Source organism: Chryseobacterium hagamense (assembly GCF_007991455.1).
Classification (GTDB): Bacteria; Bacteroidota; Bacteroidia; order Flavobacteriales; family Weeksellaceae; genus Chryseobacterium; species Chryseobacterium hagamense.
In genome coordinates, this window is record NZ_BJYJ01000008.1 from 82,406 (window position 1) to 105,631 (window position 23,226).

At 32.7% G+C, this 23,226-nt stretch carries 21 protein-coding genes; all 21 read right to left on the reverse strand.

The genetic code is table 11. The features are described 5' to 3' along the window. Position 1: 1 nt before the first annotated feature. The 21 genes from CHA01nite_RS09515 to CHA01nite_RS09615 all read right to left on the reverse strand — a co-directional run bounded on the left by CHA01nite_RS09515 (position 2) and on the right by CHA01nite_RS09615 (position 23,212). The gene (locus tag CHA01nite_RS09515; protein WP_146941084.1) at positions 2 to 901 is read right to left on the reverse strand and encodes a glycosyltransferase family 2 protein; all 900 of its coding nucleotides are present in this window, start codon (positions 899 to 901) and stop codon (positions 2 to 4) included. 12 nt (positions 902 to 913) lie between these two features. After that, positions 914 to 2,401, reverse strand: a complete 1,488-nt coding sequence (locus CHA01nite_RS09520) for a flippase (RefSeq protein WP_146941085.1) — start codon at positions 2,399 to 2,401, stop codon at positions 914 to 916. Between the two features lie 15 nt (positions 2,402 to 2,416). Beyond that, positions 2,417 to 4,765, reverse strand: coding sequence for a GumC family protein (locus tag CHA01nite_RS09525; protein ID WP_146941086.1), 2,349 nt, complete (start codon positions 4,763 to 4,765; stop codon positions 2,417 to 2,419). A gap of 164 nt (positions 4,766 to 4,929) precedes the next feature. Then, a complete protein-coding gene (locus tag CHA01nite_RS09530) occupies positions 4,930 to 5,496 on the reverse strand; it encodes a sugar transferase (protein WP_228458385.1) in 567 nt (188 codons plus the stop codon). A gap of 151 nt (positions 5,497 to 5,647) precedes the next feature. Next, complete coding sequence (locus CHA01nite_RS09535) at positions 5,648 to 6,784, reverse strand: aminotransferase class I/II-fold pyridoxal phosphate-dependent enzyme (RefSeq protein WP_146941087.1); 1,137 nt, start codon at positions 6,782 to 6,784, stop codon at positions 5,648 to 5,650. Between the two features lie 52 nt (positions 6,785 to 6,836). After that, on the reverse strand, positions 6,837 to 7,427 hold the full coding sequence (locus tag CHA01nite_RS09540) for a sugar transferase (RefSeq protein WP_146941088.1): 591 nt from the start codon (positions 7,425 to 7,427) through the stop codon (positions 6,837 to 6,839). Positions 7,428 to 7,433: 6 nt separating this feature from the next. Beyond that, on the reverse strand, positions 7,434 to 8,648 hold the full coding sequence (locus CHA01nite_RS09545) for a DegT/DnrJ/EryC1/StrS family aminotransferase (protein ID WP_146941089.1): 1,215 nt from the start codon (positions 8,646 to 8,648) through the stop codon (positions 7,434 to 7,436). 2 nt (positions 8,649 to 8,650) lie between these two features. Continuing rightward, entirely contained in the window at positions 8,651 to 9,235 is a 585-nt protein-coding gene (locus tag CHA01nite_RS09550; protein WP_146941090.1) for a GNAT family N-acetyltransferase, read from the reverse strand. Next, positions 9,225 to 10,436, reverse strand: coding sequence for a glycosyltransferase family 4 protein (locus CHA01nite_RS09555; RefSeq protein ID WP_146941091.1), 1,212 nt, complete (start codon positions 10,434 to 10,436; stop codon positions 9,225 to 9,227). The genes CHA01nite_RS09550 and CHA01nite_RS09555 overlap by 11 nt, the downstream gene beginning before the upstream one ends. 79 nt (positions 10,437 to 10,515) lie before the next feature. Further along, entirely contained in the window at positions 10,516 to 11,571 is a 1,056-nt protein-coding gene (locus CHA01nite_RS09560; protein WP_146941092.1) for a glycosyltransferase, read from the reverse strand. Positions 11,572 to 11,574: 3 nt separating this feature from the next. Next, complete coding sequence (locus tag CHA01nite_RS09565; protein WP_146941093.1) at positions 11,575 to 12,684, reverse strand: glycosyltransferase family 4 protein; 1,110 nt, start codon at positions 12,682 to 12,684, stop codon at positions 11,575 to 11,577. Between the two features lie 286 nt (positions 12,685 to 12,970). Beyond that, on the reverse strand, positions 12,971 to 14,056 hold the full coding sequence (locus tag CHA01nite_RS09570; protein ID WP_146941094.1) for a glycosyltransferase WbsX family protein: 1,086 nt from the start codon (positions 14,054 to 14,056) through the stop codon (positions 12,971 to 12,973). 1 nt (position 14,057) lies between these two features. Then, positions 14,058 to 15,269, reverse strand: coding sequence for an O-antigen polymerase (locus CHA01nite_RS09575; protein ID WP_146941095.1), 1,212 nt, complete (start codon positions 15,267 to 15,269; stop codon positions 14,058 to 14,060). Between the two features lie 51 nt (positions 15,270 to 15,320). After that, positions 15,321 to 16,166: a glycosyltransferase family protein gene (locus CHA01nite_RS09580; RefSeq protein WP_146941096.1), complete on the reverse strand. Its 846-nt coding sequence runs from the start codon at positions 16,164 to 16,166 to the stop codon at positions 15,321 to 15,323. 2 nt (positions 16,167 to 16,168) lie between these two features. Next, positions 16,169 to 17,125: a glycosyltransferase family 2 protein gene (locus tag CHA01nite_RS09585; protein WP_146941097.1), complete on the reverse strand. Its 957-nt coding sequence runs from the start codon at positions 17,123 to 17,125 to the stop codon at positions 16,169 to 16,171. A 12-nt stretch (positions 17,126 to 17,137) separates the two neighbouring features. Further along, a complete protein-coding gene (locus CHA01nite_RS09590) occupies positions 17,138 to 18,388 on the reverse strand; it encodes an oligosaccharide flippase family protein (protein ID WP_146941098.1) in 1,251 nt (416 codons plus the stop codon). 15 nt (positions 18,389 to 18,403) lie between these two features. After that, positions 18,404 to 19,474 carry a GDP-mannose 4,6-dehydratase gene (gene gmd, locus CHA01nite_RS09595; RefSeq protein WP_146941099.1) on the reverse strand — a complete coding sequence of 357 codons (1,071 nt, stop codon included), beginning with the start codon at positions 19,472 to 19,474 and terminating at the stop codon, positions 18,404 to 18,406. A 49-nt stretch (positions 19,475 to 19,523) separates the two neighbouring features. Next, on the reverse strand, positions 19,524 to 20,477 hold the full coding sequence (locus CHA01nite_RS09600; protein WP_146941183.1) for a GDP-L-fucose synthase family protein: 954 nt from the start codon (positions 20,475 to 20,477) through the stop codon (positions 19,524 to 19,526). 19 nt (positions 20,478 to 20,496) lie between these two features. Next, positions 20,497 to 21,489: a mannose-1-phosphate guanylyltransferase gene (locus CHA01nite_RS09605; RefSeq protein ID WP_146941100.1), complete on the reverse strand. Its 993-nt coding sequence runs from the start codon at positions 21,487 to 21,489 to the stop codon at positions 20,497 to 20,499. Beyond that, on the reverse strand, positions 21,486 to 21,827 hold the full coding sequence (locus tag CHA01nite_RS09610; protein WP_174771815.1) for a phosphomannose isomerase type II C-terminal cupin domain: 342 nt from the start codon (positions 21,825 to 21,827) through the stop codon (positions 21,486 to 21,488). The genes CHA01nite_RS09605 and CHA01nite_RS09610 overlap by 4 nt, the downstream gene beginning before the upstream one ends. Positions 21,828 to 21,895: 68 nt before the next feature. Beyond that, complete coding sequence (locus CHA01nite_RS09615) at positions 21,896 to 23,212, reverse strand: nucleotide sugar dehydrogenase (protein WP_146941184.1); 1,317 nt, start codon at positions 23,210 to 23,212, stop codon at positions 21,896 to 21,898. Between the last annotated feature and the right edge of the window lie 14 nt (positions 23,213 to 23,226).

Below are 23,226 nucleotides of genomic sequence, written 5' to 3' on the forward strand. Positions count from 1 at the left end.
GCTACCTCAAAGTAGCAAAAATAATTTTAGCTCTCGTAAAATGGATTTTATTAAATTTCAAGATCCCAAACAGCAAAGACTGTACTCCAAAGATAAAAGTTACCAATCGCGCTGAATTTTTTCCGTGGCTTTTCTCAAAATATAAATATCTCCCCTGAGAATAATATCTTTCCACGACTTTATTAATACCTGGCTTTTTAGATGAACTCCCTTCTAAATGGACAACTTTTGAATCCGCTAAAATAAAACTTTTATAGCCGTGTTTCTTAAACCGAAAACTCATTTCCGTTTCTTCATAATAGAGAAAAAAATCTTTATCAAAAGCGCCGGTTTCATTTAATACAGATTTCCGTAAAAACATGTTGGCTCCGGTCACACAACCAATTTCGTAAAGATTCCCTCTTTCTTTAAAATGCTTGATTCCGCTAGCCAGATAACGTTTGTAATAGGGAAGAAAAAACACTGCAAAACCAATTCTCGCAATAGATTCTTTAACGGTTGGCAAATTTCCGCCGATTACCGCATTATCACCATTTCCGTTAATCACATTTGCTCCGCAACAGGCTACATTTCCATTTTCCGGATCTTCCATAAAATCGTAGAATCGGCTGATGACATCTTCGATCAGATAAGCATCTGAATTTAAAAGAAAGACATATTTTGCATCGGATTTTTCAATTCCGATATTATTAGCTCTTCCAAAGCCCAGATTTTCCTCTGAATAAATATAAGTAATCCTAACGTCGTTTGCAAAATATTCTTTACTTCCGTCTATAGAGCCATTGTCTACTACAATCACTTCAAAATCAAGATGCTCAGGTGCAAATTTAAATATTGAATTTATTGAATTTGCAGTGAGATCCAGTGTATTGTAATTTACTATAATTATTGAAACATCCATATTCACCAACTGTTATGATTTATTTTTTCCATATTGCCATTTAGGAACGAGCCTTATTAACGTTTCAATCATATTTTTTTCCCGCATTCCCAAGAGCAAAACAAAATATAAGGCAATAAAGATTAAAGACATATAGGTCCAGACAAAATCGTCATCATCAATGAGCACAAAATTTTTCAGGATAAATACTGTTACGGCCACCGTTGTGTTCACTAATATAATCTTAAAAAAATTATCATCAAAAAAAGTTCGTAGATTATAATCCTTTTTTATAAAATAAAGCATAATAAAAATAGCAATAGCTTCTGCAATCAAAGCAACTACAGCTGCACCATTATGCTGAAAATTATTAATGGCATAGAAGTTTAAAACAATACTGACCAAAGCAGAGATAATTGTAGCTACTGTATAAATCTTCTCTTTACCCTGAGGATATAAAATCAAGAAACCAAAAAAGTAAGCGAAACTAACAATAATACACAACGGCGATAATATTTTAATGGTAAGATCCGCAACGATAAAATCTGTCCCTCCCATAAATAATATAATCTGTTTAGAAAACAAAAAAAAATAAATCGTACTGGGGATCGCCAGAAGCATCATTATATCAAATGCCTTTTTTAAAAGCCTATTGTACTGAATTCTATCGTTAAGATATAAATAGGATAATCTTGGAAGCATTACGGAACCGATAATGGTTATAAAAGTAATTACATATCTGATCAGTTTATTTGCAAGGGTATAATAGGCTACATAGCGATCCCCGGCAATGCTGCCCAATAAAAAGGTATCCAACTGAAGATAGATATTTACAGAGACCGTGGCTATAAAAATTGCAAAAACAGGACGTAAGTGCCTTTTGATATCAAGATCCTTATATTTGATATCATAACTGACAATTTTTCTTAAGATTGTAATAAAATTGATAATATTTGCTCCGTAAAGCATAATTACAAATAAAACGGCATATTTTTCATAATCTGAACTGTTTTTGATTACTATGAAAATAAGTGCTAAAATCGTTACTCTGATAAATACATGTCTGATGGTAATGAATTTCTGATTTTCCATTCCCTGAAAATACCATTCAGCACCAATATTATTTAAAATAACCATAAAAGACATGATATAAATTAAATTCTTATAAGAATGAAAGTAGCCGATCTGAAGTACAATCCCAAAAATTAAAATATATGATATAACTGTCGTTATTAAAAGGATAATCAATAATTCCAGTACCAAAGCATAAAGCTTTTTAGAATCATGCCTTTTTTTAGACACCTCTCTGATACCATACATCGGTATTCCAATGGAAGAGAATAGCACAAAATAGGTAATAACAGTATATATATACTCTATCTTACCAATATTTTCTACCCCCAATATCCTGTTCAGGTAAGGTATGGTAGCCAGTGTGATTAAAGCTGTCGAAAATACCCTTAAAGCATTTAATATAAAGTTTAACTTTATGCTTACCAGCTTTCCTTCCTTAGATTTCATGACTCAGACAAAGACTTACTTAAAAATTTGCCACCACTTCTTTTCTTCTGCCTGATAGCCGTAGCCAAACTTATTTCCATATCCGAAATTAGCGTCTTCAACTCCATTCAGGATAATGCCGACATTTTTCAGTTTACCGTCTTCCACAGAATGGTTCAGGAACTCAATGTATTTCATTTCCGTCACTTCAGATCTCGTCACATAAATAATTACATCGCTCTTGTTTGCAATCAGGAAAGAGTCGGTTACTAGTAAAAGGGGAGCCGTATCAAGCACAATATATTTATATTTGTTGAGGTCTTTAACAAGTGATAACAGCTTATCAAACCTGTTGCTCTGTAAGAGATCGGTAGGATTCGGCGGTATGGATCCTGAGTAGATGAAATCACAATCATCATTATAACCGCTAGGGTGAATGATCTCCTGAATGCTGGTTTCTTCATCACTTAGATATTCCGTAAGGCCTTTGGCAGACTTCATCAGCGGATTATATCTTTGTAGCTGCGGGTTTCTCACGTCGGCCCCAATTACCAAAACCTTATCGCGCGAAGACCCTAAGATCATCGATAAATTGGTGGATATAAACGTCTTACCTTCCCCCTTTACGGATGACGATACCATAATTACATGAGGAGCATCTTTTTTGGGTAATAAAAACTTCAGGTTGGTCACCAGAATCCTGAAAGCTTCCGCCATTGGAGATACGTCATTGAAAGAGATGAGATTATTTTGCTTATTTTTAAGTTTAGGGATTTCTGCAATCACCGGTAGCTGTGTAAGCCTTATCACATCGCCTCTGGTAACCAAAGTACTTTGTAAAAGCTGTTTTAAATAAATAAATAAAAACGGGATGAGAATACCTAAAAATAATGCAATACCAAGAATTACCGGTTTTTTAGGAGCTACCGGTTTTTTGAGGACGAAGGCACGGTCGATAACTCTTGCTTTTTCCGACGTAATTTCCATACTTATGGCTGCTTCTTCCCTTTTCTGCAATAACAACAGATATAGGTTTTCTTTGATCTGCTGTTGTCTTTCTATGCTTCTGAAGAGCTTTTCCTGCGTAGGTATTTTGCTGATCATGGATTCTGAGCCGCCAAGCTGGGAGGCAGCTTTTCTTCTTGCAAATTCTAAATTTGTAATATTTCTCTGCAGAGACTCCGTAAGGGATGTTTTGATCTGCTGGATCTGCTTGTTAGCTTCTTTTACAATCGGATTATCCGGAGTGGCTTCGTCAAGATATTTATTTCTCTGAATAACCAAGGTATTGTATTCTTTAATGGCATTCAGGGCAGCTTCATTTTCAAGTCCTATATTTAATGGCAACACATCCGAAGTTCCTTTCTGGGAAAGCGAATTTTTCAGCATTCTATGAATCTCGAGCTGGGTTCCTAATTCTAAAAGCTGATTTTTGGTCTGTTCTTTCAACTGAAGATTAATTCCGGCTTCCGCCTGTAAGTCTACAATATTATTTCCGGATTTAAATCCTTCTTTCTGTGTTTCCACATCACCCAACTCCTTAGAAATCAATACAATTCTCTGATCTATAAAATCTTTTGTTTTCTTCGATTCCAGGTTTTTATCATTGATCGCATACTCGTTATATTGCTTAACCAAGCTGTTAAGAAAATTTTTCGCTTTTTCCCTATTTTCAAAATCTACCGAAAGATTGATGATCGTACCCTCTTTATCCAGTAAATCTACAAGTAAAGCTTCCTGGTATTGATTTACCGTACTCGCAAAATCAGTATAAGTGAAATAAATATCATCTAATTTCACTTTTGAAAGAGCCTGATAGGCCGGGTTTTTAACAAACATAATTACTGCAAAAGGCAGACTGGTCGTCTTCTTGTAAGTAGTCTGGATCTCTTTATCCCATTCTTCGGAAGAAAGGATGATCTTATCTCCGTTAATTTTTACGGATACCGGTTTTTTCGGAAGTTCTGTATCATTTTTCTCCTGGATGACATTAATCAGGAAAGGCGAAGTCGTCCCATAAAGTTCTATGCTGTTGAAAGTCTGCTTGGCATAAACAGGCGTTTGAAAGTTATGCTCCTTCAGTACATCTTCTACAATGGTTTTTGATTTAAAAACACCGATTTCATTTTCAATGCTGTTGGTACCCATCCCGTTAAAATTCCCGAAATTCTGAAGGACATTTACATCTCCGGAGGCGGCAGACATCTTTTTTGCATCTTTGATGAGTACGGAAGTCTGGGCCTTGTAAATCTGCGGGCTTGATTTGATGTAATAAATGCCTAACAGCGCCATAATGATGATCATTACAACAAAATATTTCCATTTATTAAGATAAGGGCTCAGCAGTTCTTTGAGACTGATTTCTTTGATTTTTTTGTTATCCATTTTTTGGATGCTATTGAAATTTTTTATTTTCTATTAAACCCTGCAAATATATTTATAATTTATAAACTGGAATACTTATTTAAATATTATAACGGGCTGTTAAAAAACTTTTTATTTATGTTAAAAGAGAATATTCACTGGTTTTGCTGTTTCTTTTGCCGGTATCAGCGTAGAACGGATAAGGTTCTGAGCAGGATCCTGAGGTCATTCCTGAACGAAAGCCGGTGGTAGTACCTGAGATTCATCTTTACCTTTTCAGGAAAAAGGACTTCATCATTATATTTTAAGGCATCGGCCTGCCGGCTCAGCAGTTCTTCTTCATCCCTGTATTTAATTCCGGCTTCGCTCGTCAATCCCGGTTTCAGCTCAAGGACCAGCCGGTCATTCCCTTTCAGGCAATCGTAATATCCCGGGATATCCGGCCGGGGCCCGACCAATGACATCTCCCCTTTCAGGATATTGAACAGTTGGGGCAGTTCGTCAAGCTTATATTTCCGCATCCAATTCCCTACCGGGGATTTCGTATGGGTTACCGTATGGTACGTTCTGAATTTATAGATGATAAAAACCTTACCATGTCTCCCGATTCGTTCCTGCCGGAAAATGCCGGGAAATCCCGTATCTGAAGACGCGACCAGAAAAAGAATTAAAAGGATAGGGAGCAGCACAATGGTTGCCGGCAAAACGATGCCGTAATCCATCATGGCTTTCCACCAGGGATATTTTTTCATTTCAAAAATTTGCCCGGTAAAGATAGCGAAAGATGTGGACTGTGCATTCAAAGATTGAACAATTATATAAAAGATCCGGAATAAAAAACAGCTTACTCCATGGAAAACAAGCTGTTGTAATGATATTTGAATTTGATTAATGCCGGTGCATTTATGAAAAAACATTTCTGATAACAGATTGTATTCTCGATCGGTCTTCATCAGAAAGATTGGAGCCGGAAGGCAGGCACAGGCCGTTATCAAACAAATCTTCCGCTACATGGGTACCATAATATGGTGCATCGGCAAAGACCGGCTGTAAGTGCATCGGTTTCCATAATGGCCTGGATTCGATGTTGTCTTCCAGGAAAGCCAATCTCAGATCCTCCCGGGTTTTTCCGGTAATCTCAGGATTAATGATAATGGCCGACAGCCAGTGATTGGAAAAATAATCTTCCGATGGCTCGGAAAAAACCTCAACGCCTTCAATATCTCTGAAAATCTCAACATAGAAGTCGTGTATTTTTCTGCGGGCTTTCACCCTGTCGTTCAGAACCTCCATCTGTCCGCGGCCGATTCCCGCTACAATATTGCTCATCCGGTAGTTATAGCCGATGTGCGAATGCTGGTAATGGGGCGCCTGATCCCTTGCCTGGGTGGAAAGGAAAACTGCTTTATCCTTATCTTCCTGTGTGTGGCAGACCAATGCTCCCCCTCCGGAAGTGGTGATGATCTTATTTCCGTTGAACGATAAAATCCCGAAGCGCCCGAACGTTCCGCAGGCTTTTCCTTTATATTTCGAGCCTAAAGCTTCAGCTGCATCTTCGATCACCGGAATATCATACGCATTGGCAATTTCCAGGATTTCCTCCATTTGTGCTGGCATTCCGTACAAATGAACGACGATGATGGCTTTCGGTTTCTTCCCGTTTGAAACTCGGTCTTCAATTGCTTCTTTCAAAGCAACGGGACACATATTCCAGGTTTCCTTTTCGGAGTCTATGAAAACCGGGGTGGCCCCGCAATAGGCGATGGGATTGGCGGAGGCTACAAAGGAAAATGTAGAAGTCATTACTTCATCATTTAATGAAACGCCTAATAAGATCAATGCTAAATGGATGGCAGAGGTAGCAGAATTTAAAACGCATACCTTAACCTCATCATCTTTGAGAAATTCCTGCAGACCTTTTTCAAATTCATTTATATTTTCACCCAATGACGTTACCCAATTCTTATCAAAGGCATCCTGAACAAATTCGATTTCTGTACCTGAAAGATGCGGCGGCGAAAGCCAGATTTTATTTGACATATCGTGAAATTACAACTTTTTGCCACATAAGTTCAATAGACTATGGTCAATCCTATTTAACTATAATCTCTTTTATAGTTAAAAAGATTAATTTTAAATCGTATAAAAAAGACTGATTGTTTATATATTCTAAATTATATTTTAATTTATCTGGCATAATCACTTCCATATACATTTTATTAGGATTTTCTGCATTCTCTAACATTTCATTTTCATTTCTATATTTTATTGAAGCTGTATCTGTAATACCTGGTTTTACGGATAACACTTTTAATTGTTCTTTCGTATATAGGTTTACATATTTTCGAACTTCAGGTCTTGGACCAACGATACTCATGTCCCCTACTAAAACATTTATTAATTGAGGAAATTCGTCCAATTTATACTTTCGTATGAAATATCCTGATTTCGTAACTCTAGGGTCTTTTCCTCCAATCGTTATTAGTCCTTTTTTATCAGAACCTTGATGCATGGAGCGAAATTTGAAAATTCTAAAATCTTTTCCTTTTTTTCCAACTCGTACCTGCCTGTAAAAAACAGGACCTTGGGAGTCAAATTTAATCCAAATTGCCAAAAATAAAAATATAGGGCTTAAAATAATAAGTCCTGTGCTACTAGATATGATATCAAAAAGTCTTTTCATTACATTTTATCCTACAATTACGTTATATGCATGTTTTACAGATCTGATAATATATATCAATTGGTCTTCTGTTAACTGAGGATAAATTGGAAGAGAAATCTCACATTTAAAATTTTGGTATGCTTGTGGGTAATCTTCGATTTTGAAGCCCTTATCTTTGAAAAAAGTTAACATAGGCATGGGTATGAAATGTACATTAACAGCAACACCTGCTTTTGCAATTTCGTCAATAACTTGATCCCTTTGCTCTTCAGAAATATTTTTTATACGTAATGCATACAAATGATAAGAACTTTCTTTACCTTTAACTATTGCTGGAGGTATATTAGCCCATGATTCTTTACTAAATGCCTCATTATAAGTATTGAATATTCTTTTACGTTCTTTTAATAACTCAGGATAAATACGCATTTGAGCTAAGCCTATTGCAGCATTAATATCTGCCATATTGATTTTCATTCCAAATCCTGTAATATCATAACGCCAACCTCCAGCTTTACTTTTAGAAAAAGCATCCTTTGTCTGACAATTTAAGCTCATTTGTCTCAGCTCAGTGTATAGTGATGCATTATCAAATGGCTCCGGAAGATTTAGGCAAATTGCACCACCTTCAGCAGTTGTAACATTTTTAACAGCGTGTAATGAAAAAACAGCTACATCTGTTTCACTTCCCGTTTTTATTCCATCGGTATAAGTTGCTCCTAATGAATGAGCTGCATCATTCAAGACCAAAATACGTCCTAATTTTTGCTGTATTGATGATGTAGGATTAAACAATTTTTTAATATCAGGCTCATTTACTAAATTCATGATTTCATCATAGTCACAAGGAAATCCTGCGATATCTACCGGAAGAATTGCTTTGGTTTTTGATGTAATAGCATTACGAATGCCCTCAACAGAAATATTAAAATCTTCAGTAGTATCAACCATTACAGGAACTCCTCCTGCATGATATACGGCCAATGCCGTCGCACTATAAGTATAAGCAGGAACAATTACTTCATCACCTTCTTGCAAACCTAACCAACGAAGCATCATTATAGCACCAGAAGTCCATGAGTTTACACAAAGTACCTCTTTTGCATTACTAAAATTTTTAATTTCTTCTTCAAGAGCTTTTACTTTCGGCCCTGTTGTAATCCATCCAGAGCGAAGTGAATCTACGACCTCATTAATAATATCCTCATCAATATAGGGGGGAGAAAATGGTATTTTCATAATTAAATATTTTTGATAAATCTATACATTTTTCTTTTTTGATAACTTTCAAAAACTTCAAAGACTTCATATCCGCAATCTTTATAAAATTTAACAGCCTTTTCATTATTCTCATAATCTGTTGTAAGTGATATAGGTAATTTTTCCTTATTGTGAAGAATAATATCTTTTTCAAAATAGTCAAGTAAGGCTTTCCCATATCCCTGTTTATTTGGTAATGTTGCAATACTTAATAACTCTGCACAAGCAATACTTACTCTTTGTGATGTTTTTGTATTGGTGAAAATTCTTTTTAATGCTTTAGGATTAGTAAAAAAGATATTAACTCCAGATAAAGCAAATCCTAAAGGATTATTTTGGAGTAATTTTTTAAAAAAATTTCTGTTATCTCTACTTCCAGCTGCAAAACCTTTAATTTCATTATTATCGAGCAATACCAATAATATTCCTGGTTTGATAAGAAAGGCCTGATAAAATGCTTTAAGAAAAGATTTTCCTAATGTCGTTAGAAAAAAACTTGAAAACCTTCTGTAATGTATATCAACAATAGCATCTAAATCTGATATTTCTGCTGATCTAATTTTCATTTTCTTCAGAGTTTACAATTAGTTGAGTTATTTTTTTTAAATTCTCTTTTTTAGAAAAATGTTTTAAAGAGTAATTTAGTGCATTTCTTCCTTTACTTTTTAATATATTAATATCATATTGAGATACTTTTTGCATGACATTAATAAGTTGCTCAGAATTTTCTGGTTCTACCACCCAGCCTGCATCTGCCTCTAAAATAGCATTTGCCGTATCACTATCTAAGTCTAAACTTCCTATTATTGGTTTTTCAGAAAGCATGTAAGCTGGTAATTTTGAAGGTATAGAACTATATGCCGCATTTTTTTTCACTGGAAGTAACATAATATCGGCTAAATATTGAATTTCTGGAACTTTCCCCGAAGGAACGGGTATAAAATCAATATTTTGCGCATTCAATTGCTTGACCAACTCTTTACAAGCATCTGTTCTTGAACCAGAACCTGCTATTATTAGTTTTGAATTTTCAATACCAGCTTTCACGAAAGATTGAATAAGAAATTCTACACCTGCAACAGGTCCATTATTTCCCAAATACATAAATGTAAATGGTAATTTTGTTCTAACAACATCAGAAACCTGATTTCTGAAATTAATAAATTGTTCCTCGTCCTGCCAGTTATTAATTATGACTAATTTATCTTTGATAATTTGCCTGGTTTTAGCAAGGTGTATTTTCATATTTTCAGATATACAGATAATTTTATCACTATAACTTAGTACTTTTCTATCTATTGGCATTAACATTTTAACCAAAAATGATTTTGCAAAAGGCAACTTTTCAACAAGTGATTCTGGATAAATATCCATTACATGTGTTAATAAAGGTAGTTTATATTTTTTTGCAGCTTTATAGATCAAATATTGGCTAAAAATCGGCCATGAATTTTGATAAATAACATCAATTTTTTTATAATTATTTGTAACATACCCTGCACAAAATTGGCCAAAAGAATAACTTTCTTTCATCCTACCAATAATATCCGAATCCGGACAAGTAAAAGAATTAGCAACAATATGTTTAAATTTTTCATTACTAGTATTGCTTTCAGAAAAATTAAAATCTTTAGGTCTTGTAGGAAATGGAGATATTACTGTAACATTATTATAATCTGCTAAATTGTTTGCAATATCATATGACAAGCTTGCCGAAACTACAGGTTCAGGAGGAAATACTGCTGAGATTATTAATATATTTTTCATAAAAAGACAATATTTTTAATTCCTTAGTTGCATCATTAAAAAAACAACTATTGTAATAGTGATTTTAATATTTATTATTTTAGTGACTAAAAAAAGTTTCAGCGATAATATCCCATGATTTAGGAAATTTTTTCACAACATCTTTATAGCTAGGAAGTGAACCTACAGTATAATCACAAATAAACTTATCTAAAGCCGAAACGAAAGAAGTGGGTGAATAAGGTTCAAAATAATAAGCAGTGTCTTCACATATCCATTGTGAATAATCATATTTTACTGTAATAATTGGTAATTCTAAAAATATTGCTTCTACTAAGGGTAAACCATAACTTTCCATAGATGACATAAACAAAAGTGCATCAACTTTTTTGTAATATAAATTCATTTCATCCGAAGAAAGTTTTCCTAAATTCTTTAAAAAAGAAATTGATTCAAATTGTTTGAAGTGTTCTTCCTCAAGTGTTAACCATATTTCAATATTCGAAAAATCAATTGAGTTAGATTCGATATAAGAATTTAATGAAATAATAAATTCATGTTTTTTATGAGGATAATAAGCTGCGGGATAGAACAAGATTATTTTATCTTTACCAATATTCCTCTTAAATTTATTTGCATTTTCTACCAACCAATTAGGAACTGGTTGCGGAGAAATAATTAATTTATCTTTAATAGCAGGATAAGATTTCATCAAATCATTAGCCATTGCACCTGTTTGAACAATTATAGTACTTGCAAATTTGTTATTTATAGAAAATAAAAAGCGATTTATACGGAAACCTAAACTTTTACTTGAATTAGAATTAATTTTTGGATATACTAAATTAGGCTGATGAACCAGAACCACTTGATTTTTAATTCCTCTCAAAGGTATATCACCTAGAACTATCGTTTTCTCATTATAAAATAAGAAATTAGAAAAAAAACACTCTATTAATCTAGAAATGCTATTAGGTAAAAACCTGTTATACCTAATAACATGACCTTTTTCTGGTAAATATTTGGAAAGTAACCCTGTAGTTGGCAAATATATATTTGAGTTATCTAAGAAACCTAATGAAGAACTTGCATCTAAGAAAGATTTTACTACTTGTGATGCACCAAGCCCATGAATATTAGTTGCATGTATCTGCATTTTTTAATTTTTAACTTTATTATTTACCATATTAAATAAAACAAGATGCTCTCTAACCATTTCTTCAATGGTATATTTTCTTGCAATATTTAAAGATATTTTTTTCATTATTTCTAAATCTTCTGATAAAATATTTTTAATTGCTTGTGCTAATAAATAAGAATCTTCAGCCTCTACAATTAAACCATTTTTTCCTTGATTAATTAAACTAAAAGCACTTCCTACATTATAAGTAGTAATAATAGGTAAAGCATTACCTATTGCTTCATTTAAAACTAAACCCCAAATATCCTCTCTACTAGGAAAAACAAATAAATCAGCAATTTTTAAATACTTTAAAACTACATCTTTAGATTGTTTACCTAAAAAATTTACTTTATTTGGAATATTAGGATTCTGCATTATAATTTTTAAACTTTCAAGCTCTGTGCCCGTTCCAATAATCAGAACTTCAATACTAGGATCATTTAAAAACTCTAAGGATTTTAATAAAGTATCAACGCCTTTTCTATGTACCAATTGTCCAACAAATATTAAATATCTAACATCTTTTTTTAAATCTAGCTGATTTCTTAATTGATTTACTTCTTGTTTAGTTAGCGGACTATCTAAAACTTCATTTTCATGAAGAGATGAGAAAGAATATTCGGAAATGTGATTCGAAATCGCACCATAATAAATTAATGTTTTAGAAGTATTTATTCCACTAGACAACCAATACTTAGCAGAGCTAATTAAAATTTTCTTAAAATTAGTTTTAAAAAATCCTTCAGTAATAAACCCCCCATCTGAATTAAGAATAAATTCTTTTCTAAAAAAAATGCAATAAAATATTGTGAAAATTTCAGGCAATAAAGAATATCCTCCCACAACTAAAATATCATTTTTATGAGATCTTAGCAACTTAAAAAGTGTAAAAATCCCTTTTAATTTAGAGTTTTCAAATAAAAAAGTGTGGTCAAAATTATTCACTTTATCATCTTTTTTCCAAGGAGAGTTATCCATACTCTTATTATAAAAAACGACCTTTAAATCAATATTTTTAGACAATTCATTAAAGAAATCAACTCTGTAAGGGGATGGGATATATGTTAAATAAATAACTTTTTTCATTTTACTCTTAATTACACAAATATAGATTCCTTATGACCTTAGCAGTAACTCCTGCAGCAATTGTATTTTCATAAGATTCTTGTTTACAATGATGACTTTCTTAATAATACAACTAAGTTTCTACCCAACAATTATCTATTCAATTTTTTTATATAAAATTATGTGCAGAATAAATATAATATTTACTCTTAATAATGCCTAACACATCTATATTTTCAAAATTTAAACAATTATTATTTATTTTATACAATGTTAATTAGTAGCGATCACAAAAATTTTTATTTTTTTATTTAGAAGAATTATTTTTCCTAAGCTCATCGTTCAACACTTTTAAATTTTCTTTTCCATATCTTCTATCAGGTTCCATGTAATTACCTTCTCCCCATTCATTCCAAGATTTTACGATTATTAGTTTCTCATCTTTCGGCTTTTTTACAACAACATCTAATGCTCTACGTATAACTTTTCTAAAATATTCAGGTCTGGAATCATGTAAAATAATACCTTTACCTGCGGATCTAGGAGAATGATCCCAATTTGGTGCTACGACAGGAATTATATTATTATTTTTACATGTATCACTAACCATGTAATCAACAGCATCTTTATAAAGAAAGACAGTAGGACGTTTAATTATTTCTCTAAAAAACCAATAGTAAATTTTTTGGTAAGTTGATTTGTGATGATGAATATTAAAAACATCATCATTATAGGTTGCATCAAAACCTAAATCCATTAATTTTTTATAATTTCTTGAATCTGCATCTTTTGCTATAAAATGAAAACCATTTAGTCCATTTTCTTTAGCTAATCGTCTCCAAACGTTCATAAACTGTACTATTTCCTCGGAACCAAGAGGATTGAAGATAAAAAAGATAATATTTCCATTAACTTTCAAATATCTCTCATCTTTGAAGGCGGTTAATAAAGACTCAAAATGCATTTTATAATCCTCTTCGCCTAAATATTTTTGTTCAATTAAAACTTCAGATGTTCCTTTGGAGTCCCAAGTCTTTCGTTCCCAAGAATGATTAGCCCAAGCTAAACAAAATGGGAAATCTGGTTTCTTTGATTTCAATACTTCCTCAAAAGGTTTTTCTAAAAGTCTTTTACCATTTCCGAACCAATAATGCCAATAGCAAAAACCCTCAATTCCGTGTTCTTTAGCAAGTTTTGCTTGCTCAATCCTTGTTTCTTCAAGTCTCAAGTCATAAAATCCCAAGTCAGCGGGGATATTTGGCTGGTAATGGTTTTTAAAAAGAGGTCTTGCCTTTGCCACATTTTCCCATTCTGTAAACCCTTCTCCCCACCATTCATTATTTTCTTTAATTGGATGATATTGAGGTAAATAAAATGCTATAAATCTTGCCATGTTATTCTAAAATATTTATTAGTTTAAAAAGTCCGTATATAATGAAAATTATTACCCAGCCAAGATAATAACCAATCCCAACAACAAAGACCCCATTAATTAGAAAAGTTAAATAATATACATAAATCATTAAATCTGCCATATCTATTTTTTTTTTGTACTTAAATACTAAAGATATTAAGAATGGAAAAAAGATGGCTATTATAAATGTAAAAAACGGACCAAAATCTAAATACAAACTTCCAACAAATGTATAAAACTTAGTTTCAAAATGAGTTCCCAACAAGTTATCAATCCCAACTTTTAAAATTTCTTCATTCCCCAATAAATAATCTCCCCAAAGAAACTCTCTTATCGTATCTGTCAATCCATCTGCAAAAGTTAACATCGAATGTCCAAAATAAAACAGCAATGAACTTTCGGCATCATCAGAAAGTCCACCAGAAATATTTTCACCAAATCTACTTTTAGTAACACTTATAGAATAAACTAAAAAAAGCACAAGAAAAGCCAAAGAAGAAATCCTAATGATTTTATTAGTTTTTTTGGTTATTTTTCTTTTAAACACAAAATAAGACACTAAAAATTGAATAACAAGAACAACAACTAATCCTCTAGAAGCCACGGATATAATTGTGATAAAACTAGGTAATAATATTGCAAATAATAATAAAAAAATAGTAACCTTATTACTTTTCACTTTTGTTTCTGTAAGCAAATAGAAAAAAAACAGAATTGCCGTTGGCTGTAAAAAACCAGAAAATATTTTTGCAAATCTTTCTAATTGATTTTGATACAATACCATATCACCTGAATATACATCATTGCGCACAAGACTCCACTCGCCTCTAAATATCGTATCAATTGCTGAATTATATCCGTAATAAAGTATAACGAAAGCTGAAATTATATAGACATAAATAAATAGATTATATATAGAACTATTTTGTATTTGTACTTTCTCAATAAGCAAACTGTTTTTAAAAAAAAAGGGTCTAAAAAATAATATATTTACAATAAAAAGATATATTAATGGAAAAATACTTAGACCTATCCAATCATTAGGATTGGAAATATAATTAAAGACACATACTAAGGCAATCGCTGAGTATACAAACAATAATATAAAACCATTATCAACTGATTTATACCTTTTCCAATAAAAAATAATTGTGAAAAAGTACATTATAAAGTTTAATATTACTTCAAGCATTTCAAAATATAATTTACTAAATTAAAACCACATTAAATATAATTAATTACATCAGTATCTTTTTGTCCTATTGTTTACTATTCCTGCAAAAAAACCCAAAAAGATTGAAAAAATTTTTGAAAATTTATCTTTTTCAAGTAATAATATTTTAACCGCTTTACCGAAAATATAAGATTTAAGTATAATTTTCTTAAAATCAGCATCAACCTCTTTTGGATAATCGCGCCACAATAGGATACAATTTCTAGCCAAAAAATATAATCTTTTAGCTGAATAACTATTATTTTGAATATTAAAGCCAAAAAACTTGGAATTTACTAAAACTCCATAGTTTTGTTTCATGCTGGCACAATTTATCTTTATTATATTAATACTATTCTTTTTCGCTTCAAAACTAAATGCATAATCTACACAATCAACGCTATATGTTTCATTAAATAATCCGATTTTGATAAGTGTATATTTACTAAATACAGCTCCCGAAGTAATACACATATTAACGATTGTAAATGGGTTTACAGAGTTTAATTCACGATTAATATTTGGACTAAAAATTAAGTCTTGATTAAATTCAAGAATTTGTTCTTTATAATATTCGAAATTTTCCCATATACTATCCTGATCCATTGTTAACAAATGAGTGAATTTTTCATTTCCTGAGAGCAACATTTCCCGAGCAATATTTAATGGATGAGCAATCCCTTCATTATCTTCATTACCCATAAATATTATCTTAGAATTAAAATTGTTATTTGCAAATGGGGAAATTTCAGATTCTATGATAGGTGAATTTTTCCAAATTATTAGTTTATCAACGTAGTCAACATATTGATTTATATTATAACAAAGTTCTTCGACATTTGGATAATAACAAACGACTATTCCAAGAATTTTCATAATTACTTCAAGATCTTATATAATGTAATGATATTCTTAAAGCCTAACTTCTTTAATAAGTAAAGTTTTACAATATTTCTACTTGACATCTTACTTCGCAACAAATGGGATAATGTATAGTCATAATTTTCAAACTTTACTATAAATTCATTAAAATCAGCACTTGAAAACTCTAATGAAGCATAAATAATTGCCAAATGACATACAATATATTTTTCTAAAAATAATTGTTTATTATCATTTAAACTGTAACAAAAATCCAACTGTTTTTTATGTGTCTTTAAAATATCGTTCCAGTTACCTAATGATTTTTTCTTTGTCATTATTGAATTTTCTCTATTTCTATAATAATAAATTCCAACATTTGATAAATACAATTTTTTAATTGATTGTATAATATCTGGTAAAATATAACCATCTTCATAAATAGACCCTTCTGGATAACGAATAGTATTAAAAATTTTTTTTTTATAAATGTTTAACCATGCAGCACCAATATAATTCATTGAAAGCAAATAATTAAAAATACTATCCTTATCCTGTAATAATTGAGGTATATTTTTAACAATTCTGTTTTTATTACCGTCATAATGGCAAACTTGTAGAACAAGCATATCTACATCGTTATTTTCATTGAGATATTCCATATTTTTTAAGTAGTAATCTTCTGAGATGAAATCATCACTATCAATAAAAGATAGGTATTCTCCTCTAGCAATTTCTATCCCTGAGTTACGTGCACTACTGAGACCTCCGTTAACTTTATGAATAACTTTTATTCTATTATCTAAGAGTGCATAATTATCACAAATTTCACCGCAATTATCTGGTGAGCCATCATTAACCAATATAAGCTCAAAATCATTAAAATCTTGATTTAAAATACTGTCAATGCATTCTTTCAAATACATTTCTACGTTATAAATTGGAACAATAATCGATAAAATTGGTAAGTTCATAACTAAAAAGATTTATAATAACCGAAGTTTTTTATTAACAAAAAATAAATAAATACAGCATAAAATTTCTACTAAAACGTATCCAATTGTTAAACTATATAAATTTATACTTTTAAAGATATATAATATTGAAATTATGACACAATATACAATACCATTGAATAGCATAGCCTTCATGTATTCCTTATTATATCCAAAAGGGATTAATCTTAAACCTCCTAAAAACATACTAATAGTCATGAAAACAAGAGAAACTCCTAAAATTCTAGTAATAATAATAGCTTCTTGATTTATTTTCCCTATAAAAAATTGCACAATTTCTTCAGAAAATATAAATACATTTAGATAGATCAAAATAATAAAACCTAAGACTAACAACATAGATTTATTTATAAACTGAATAGATTTTTCACGAGATATTTTAGGAAAAACAGCTTGATTGAACATGAATAATGGAGTCTTTAATAGTGTTACAATCTTCTCACCTAAATCATAAATTGCTATTTCTTTCATTCCCAAAAAGCTACCTATGATCATTTTATTAAAATTCATATAAAGCTGTATCGACACTGTTGATATAAAAAGAGAAGAATTTGTTTTAAATTCCTTAGCCAGAATTTCTCTTGATACAATAATAAATTTAATTTTTTCGTACCTAAAAACCATAATACATCCTAATAACCCACTAATTAATGCACCTAAAAAGTTTAGTATCACAATATTAATGTAATCGAATTGTTCCTTTACAAATATAAATACGCCGATTACAAATATAATTTTAACTATAATGTTTATAAATGTAATGTATTTCATTTTTTCTATACCCTGAAAAAACCAAATAGGAAAAAATAAATCGCCTAGACTAATAAAAAAGGTAATATAATATATTAATAAATGATCCTGAAAATATGGTACTAATGTAATCGTCAAAAAATATACTAAAAAACATATTATCCAAAAAATAAACTTCAAGATAAAAACCGACGAAACATACTCCGAAAGCTTTTCATGATTTTCTTTTAGTATAGCAACATCCCTTGGACCAGAAGTACCAAAACCAAAATTTACAAACAAACTTATGTATCCTACTATTGATTGAGCGAAAACAATTACTCCATATAATTCGAGTCCAACAATTCTGATTAGATAGGGATAAGTAAGCAATGGAGAAATCAATGTGAAAATTTGAACAAAAGTTAGAAATGAAAAATTTTCAATTATTTTTTTATTTCCTCTTAGTACATCTTTTATTTTCAAAAGCATGATAAATATATATAACTATAGTTTCAAATCACTCTCCACCATCTCTCTCACCAATCCAGCTAAGTCATATTGAGGCACCCATCCTAACTGCGTTTTCGATTTTGTAGGATCACCAATCAAAAGATCAACTTCAGTAGGACGGTAATATTCCGGATCTACAGAAACTACAGTTTTCCCAATTTCCAACTGGTATAACGGATTATTACATGCTACTACTTTCGCTACTTCACTTTCATTTTCTCCTTCAAAAGCCAGTTCAACTCCAATTTCACCGAACGCCATTCTCACAAAATCTCTTACTGAAGTAGTTTCTCCCATCGCAATGACAAAATCTTCTGGTTTTTCCTGCTGAAGTATTCTCCACATTGCTTCTACATAATCTTTCGCATGCCCCCAGTCACGCAATGCATTTAAATTTCCTAAATATAAACATTCCTGCTTACCTTTGGCAATGGCAGCTGTAGCCATCGTAATTTTACGGGTAACAAAGGTCTCTCCTCTTCTCGGAGATTCGTGATTAAACAAAATCCCGTTGCAGGCAAACATTCCATACGCTTCACGATAGTTTTTGGTAATCCAGAAACCGTAAATTTTTGCAGCCCCGTAAGGTGAACGCGGATAAAAAGGAGAATTTTCATCATAAAAACCTTTTTCATTTTTATTTTCCGGTAAACCACCATAGAGCTCAGAGGTAGAAGCCTGATAAATTCTGGTTTTCTTTTCTAACCCAAGAATACGAACAGCTTCAAGAATTCTTAAGGTTCCTATTCCGTCGACATTTGCTACATATTCCGGTGAATCAAATGATACCTTTACGTGGGACATGGCTCCCAAATTGTAAATCTCATCCGGTTGTACTTCCTGAATGATTCTAATCACATTCATAGAATCCGTCAAATCACCATAATGCAATGTAAAATTTACATTCTGCTCATGCTGATCCTGGTATAAATGGTCAATTCTCTGCGTATTGAATGAAGAAGCTCTTCTTTTAATACCGTGAACTTTATACCCTTTTTCTAAAAGTAATTCTGCTAAATATGAACCGTCCTGTCCTGTAACTCCTGTTATTAACGCTGTTTTCATCTATATGATGTGTTGTTTTATATATTAGAGATATGTCTCAGTTAATGAATTAAGACATTTTCATTTCTTTAAAATTATTAATATTTTCTAAAAACCATTGATAAGTTCTTGCAATTCCATTCTCAAGGTCCACTTTATGCTTCCAGCCTAATTCATGCATTTTTGATACATCCATTAATTTTCTCGGAGTACCATCAGGTTTTTCTGAATCCCAAAGAATTTCCCCGGTATGTCCTGTTACTTTCTGAATCAATTCTGCTAATTCTTTAATCGTTAAATCTACTCCGGTTCCTACATTATATAAATGCTCCGGAAGCCTGTTTTCTAAAGCAAAAATTACAGAAGCTGCCATATCATCTACAAAAAGAAACTCTCTCATAGGAGTTCCTGAACCCCATAATGTTACGGGTGCATGCCCATTTTCTTTTGCTTCGTGAAATTTTCTGATCATGGCAGGCAGAACATGGGACGTATTCAGGTCAAAGTTATCATGAGTACCATATAAGTTGGTCGGCATCAATGACACATAGTCTTTTCCAAATTGTTTCCGGATGGATTCAACGGCCTTTATGCCGGTAATCTTTGCCACTGCATACCATTCGTTTGTCGGCTCCAAAGAATTAGTTAGCAAGTAATCTTCTTTTAAAGGCTGTGGTGCTAATTTAGGATAAATACACGACGATCCAAGGAAAATAAACTTTTCAACATCATTTTTCAATGAAGCATCAATCAGATTATTCTGAATCTGCATATTTTCCATGAGAAACTGGTAAGGATAAGAATTGTTGGCTAAAATACCTCCGACTTTTGCTGCTGCATCGATCACCACATCAGGCTTTTCAGTTTCAAAAAACGTGGCAACCGCTTTTTGATCTTTCAGATCAAGCTCACTGCTGGATAAACCTATCAGATTCGTATATCCCTGTTCTGACAGCTGTCTCCAGATTGCAGATCCTACCATACCACGATGTCCTGCAATGTATATTTTAGATTCCTTTGAAATCATTTTTTTTCCGATTTAATTATCTTAATGTAGATTTATATTTTTCAAGCTGGTTGTATACTTTCTTTACATCCTGAGATTTCTCCTTATGAAGTATCAGTAAGGCATCCGGGGTATGGACCAAAATAGAGTCTTTAAGACCTACAAAAGCAGTAAATATTTCCGTTCCGATGACCATATTTCCGTTTTCATCAACAGAATGACCGGCTGAACGTAAATAATCGTATAAAGACTCGAAAGATCCCAGATCATTCCATCTGAAATGGGCAGGAACCACTTTTATCCTTTTTGATCTTTCCATTACAGCATAGTCTATACTTATGGAAGGAATCTGAAGGGAAGCATCAAGATTTAAACATTCATTTTCAGAGATCTTCCACGCTTCATGACATTTATCAAATACTTCAGACTGATAATTTTTCAGCTCTTCTAAAAGTACGCCTGCCTTAAAACAGAACATCCCTGAATTCCAGAGGAAGGTACCTCTTTCCAAAAATTCCTGAGCCGTTTCCGTATTGGGCTTTTCTCTGAACGAAAGGACATCTTTGCCTTCATATTCAATATAGCCATAGCCTGTTTCCGGTTTTGAAGGCACGACACCGAAAGTGACCAGAAAATCTTTTTTTGCTAATTCAACGGCTTCCTTTATGGCTTTCTCATAAGCCTCCTGATTTTGAATCAGATGATCAGACGGTGTGATAATCAGGATGTCGTCCGGTTCAACAGCTAATGCTGCAAAGGCAATTGCCGCCGCTGTGTTCCGGGCCGCCGTCTCTGTAATGAAAGTTTTGGGAATGGAAATCTCATTCAACAGTTGCCTGCTCCATTCGATATGATCCGTATTACCTACCACCATGATCTGATCCACGACCTTCTGATTCCGTTCTGCCGTTAATTCAAATAAAGCTTTACCCGAAAATAATTTCAGAAACTGTTTCGGATGTTGCTTACGGGAAAGAGGCCAAAGCCGGCTTCCTACCCCTCCCGATAAAATGACATTATATATTTTCATGCTCTGTTGTAATCATCTTCCACTCTTACAATATCGTCCTCACCGAAGTAAGTTCCGTATTGTACTTCTATAAAAATCACCGGATCACCCGTTTTGTTTTCCATACGATGATGTGCTCCCAACGGGATTTGTGCAACTTCTCCCGCTTTATAATCTTTAATTTCATCATTGATGGTAATAGTACCAATTCCTGATATCAAAGTCCAGACTTCAGCCCGGTGATGATGATACTGTAGGGAAAGCCTTCCGCCCGGGTTAACTAAAATTCTCTTTATTTTATGGGTTTCAGCATCTTCCAATACCCAGTATTCTCCCCAGGGCCTTGTATCGTGTTCCAACATTTTATTTATATTTAACCTGCAGATCTTCTAAAAATTCTACAGAAATTAGTATTAATACATTTTAATTATAGCCTTTTGTCAACATTCTCCTTTGAAAGCACGCCTTTGACATCATAACTTACACCTTTTTCTTTCACTAACTGATTTAAATTAAGATTAAGAAACTGATCATGAGCTACGGTCAGAATGACCGCATCATATTTTTCATCCTCTTTCAAATCATTTAGTGATATTTCAGAATAACAGTTAATTCCATATTCATCGGCTACTTCCTTTCGATTTGCCCAAGGATCGAAAGTGATTACTTCGGCGCCATATTCTTCTAAATTAGTGATTACATCAATAGCTTTGGAATTTCTGATATCGGGACAATTCTCTTTGAAAGTAATTCCTAAATTCAGAATTCTCGACCCCTTCACCCTGATATCATTGTTAATCATCAGCTTAACCACCTGTGCTGCCACAAAAGCTCCCATCGAATCATTCAATCGCCGTGCTGCTAAAATTAACTCGGAATAATAGCCAATCTCCTGCGCTTTCTGTGCTAAATAAAAAGGATCAACTCCAATGCAGTGGCCACCTACCAAACCGGGCTTGAACTTCAGGAAATTCCATTTTGTACCGGCTGCTTCCAACACGTCGTGGGTATCGATATCCATCAGGGAAAAAATCTTCGCAAGTTCGTTCATGAAAGCGATATTCAGATCCCTTTGGGAATTTTCAATGACCTTCGATGCTTCGGCCACTTTTATGGTGGGTGCCAAATGAGTTCCTGCTGTAATCACAGATCTATATAAATCGTCTACCACTCTTCCTATTTTAGGGGTAGAACCTGAAGTTACCTTTAATATTTTATCAACCGTATGTTCTTTATCACCCGGATTGATTCTTTCAGGAGAATAGCCTACGAAAAAATCTTCATTAAATGTTAACCCTGAGATTTTTTCCAAAACCGGAACGCATTCTTCTTCGGTAACCCCGGGATAAACCGTTGACTCATAAATAACGATGTCACCTTTGGATAATACCCTTCCAACCGTCTCACTCGATTTGTAAAGAGGAGTCAGATCCGGTCGGTTGTGTTTATCTACCGGTGTCGGAACCGTTACAATATAAATATTCGCATCTGCCACATCATTGACGGATGCTGAACAAAATAATCCATTGCTGCTCTCTGTCAAAATCGGATTGTCTTCTGACAGGACAGATTGTAATATGCCGTCTTCTACTTCAAATGTGGTATCAATTCCTTTCTGCAGGTCTTCGATCCTTTTCGTGTTGATATCGAAACCCACGACAGGATATTGCGTTGCAAAAAGCCTAGCCAATGGCAATCCTACATAACCTAGACCGATAACTGCAATTTTATGGTTTCTATCCATTATTTTTTTCATCT

Bases quoted from the DNA above. Each gene is read 5' to 3' on its own strand.
- CHA01nite_RS09525 (WP_146941086.1), bottom strand. From the start codon at position 4,765: ATGGATAACAAAAAAATCAAAGAAATCAGTCTCAAAGAACTGCTGAGC.
- CHA01nite_RS09535 (WP_146941087.1), bottom strand. From the start codon at position 6,784: ATGTCAAATAAAATCTGGCTTTCGCCGCCGCATCTTTCAGGTACAGAA.
- CHA01nite_RS09530 (WP_228458385.1), bottom strand. From the start codon at position 5,496: ATGAAAAAATATCCCTGGTGGAAAGCCATGATGGATTACGGCATCGTT.
- CHA01nite_RS09565 (WP_146941093.1), bottom strand. From the start codon at position 12,684: ATGAAAAAAGTTATTTATTTAACATATATCCCATCCCCTTACAGAGTT.
- CHA01nite_RS09575 (WP_146941095.1), bottom strand. From the start codon at position 15,269: ATGCTTGAAGTAATATTAAACTTTATAATGTACTTTTTCACAATTATT.
- CHA01nite_RS09520 (WP_146941085.1), bottom strand. From the start codon at position 2,401: ATGAAATCTAAGGAAGGAAAGCTGGTAAGCATAAAGTTAAACTTTATA.
- CHA01nite_RS09605 (WP_146941100.1), bottom strand. From the start codon at position 21,489: ATGAAAATATATAATGTCATTTTATCGGGAGGGGTAGGAAGCCGGCTT.
- CHA01nite_RS09585 (WP_146941097.1), bottom strand. From the start codon at position 17,125: ATGAACTTACCAATTTTATCGATTATTGTTCCAATTTATAACGTAGAA.
- CHA01nite_RS09540 (WP_146941088.1), bottom strand. From the start codon at position 7,427: ATGAAAAGACTTTTTGATATCATATCTAGTAGCACAGGACTTATTATT.
- CHA01nite_RS09615 (WP_146941184.1), bottom strand. From the start codon at position 23,212: ATGGATAGAAACCATAAAATTGCAGTTATCGGTCTAGGTTATGTAGGA.
- CHA01nite_RS09550 (WP_146941090.1), bottom strand. From the start codon at position 9,235: ATGAAAATTAGATCAGCAGAAATATCAGATTTAGATGCTATTGTTGAT.
- gmd (WP_146941099.1), bottom strand. From the start codon at position 19,474: ATGAAAACAGCGTTAATAACAGGAGTTACAGGACAGGACGGTTCATAT.
- CHA01nite_RS09560 (WP_146941092.1), bottom strand. From the start codon at position 11,571: ATGCAGATACATGCAACTAATATTCATGGGCTTGGTGCATCACAAGTA.
- CHA01nite_RS09555 (WP_146941091.1), bottom strand. From the start codon at position 10,436: ATGAAAAATATATTAATAATCTCAGCAGTATTTCCTCCTGAACCTGTA.
- CHA01nite_RS09580 (WP_146941096.1), bottom strand. From the start codon at position 16,166: ATGAAAATTCTTGGAATAGTCGTTTGTTATTATCCAAATGTCGAAGAA.
- CHA01nite_RS09545 (WP_146941089.1), bottom strand. From the start codon at position 8,648: ATGAAAATACCATTTTCTCCCCCCTATATTGATGAGGATATTATTAAT.
- CHA01nite_RS09515 (WP_146941084.1), bottom strand. From the start codon at position 901: ATGGATGTTTCAATAATTATAGTAAATTACAATACACTGGATCTCACT.
- CHA01nite_RS09590 (WP_146941098.1), bottom strand. From the start codon at position 18,388: ATGCTTTTGAAAATAAAAGATGTACTAAGAGGAAATAAAAAAATAATT.
- CHA01nite_RS09570 (WP_146941094.1), bottom strand. From the start codon at position 14,056: ATGGCAAGATTTATAGCATTTTATTTACCTCAATATCATCCAATTAAA.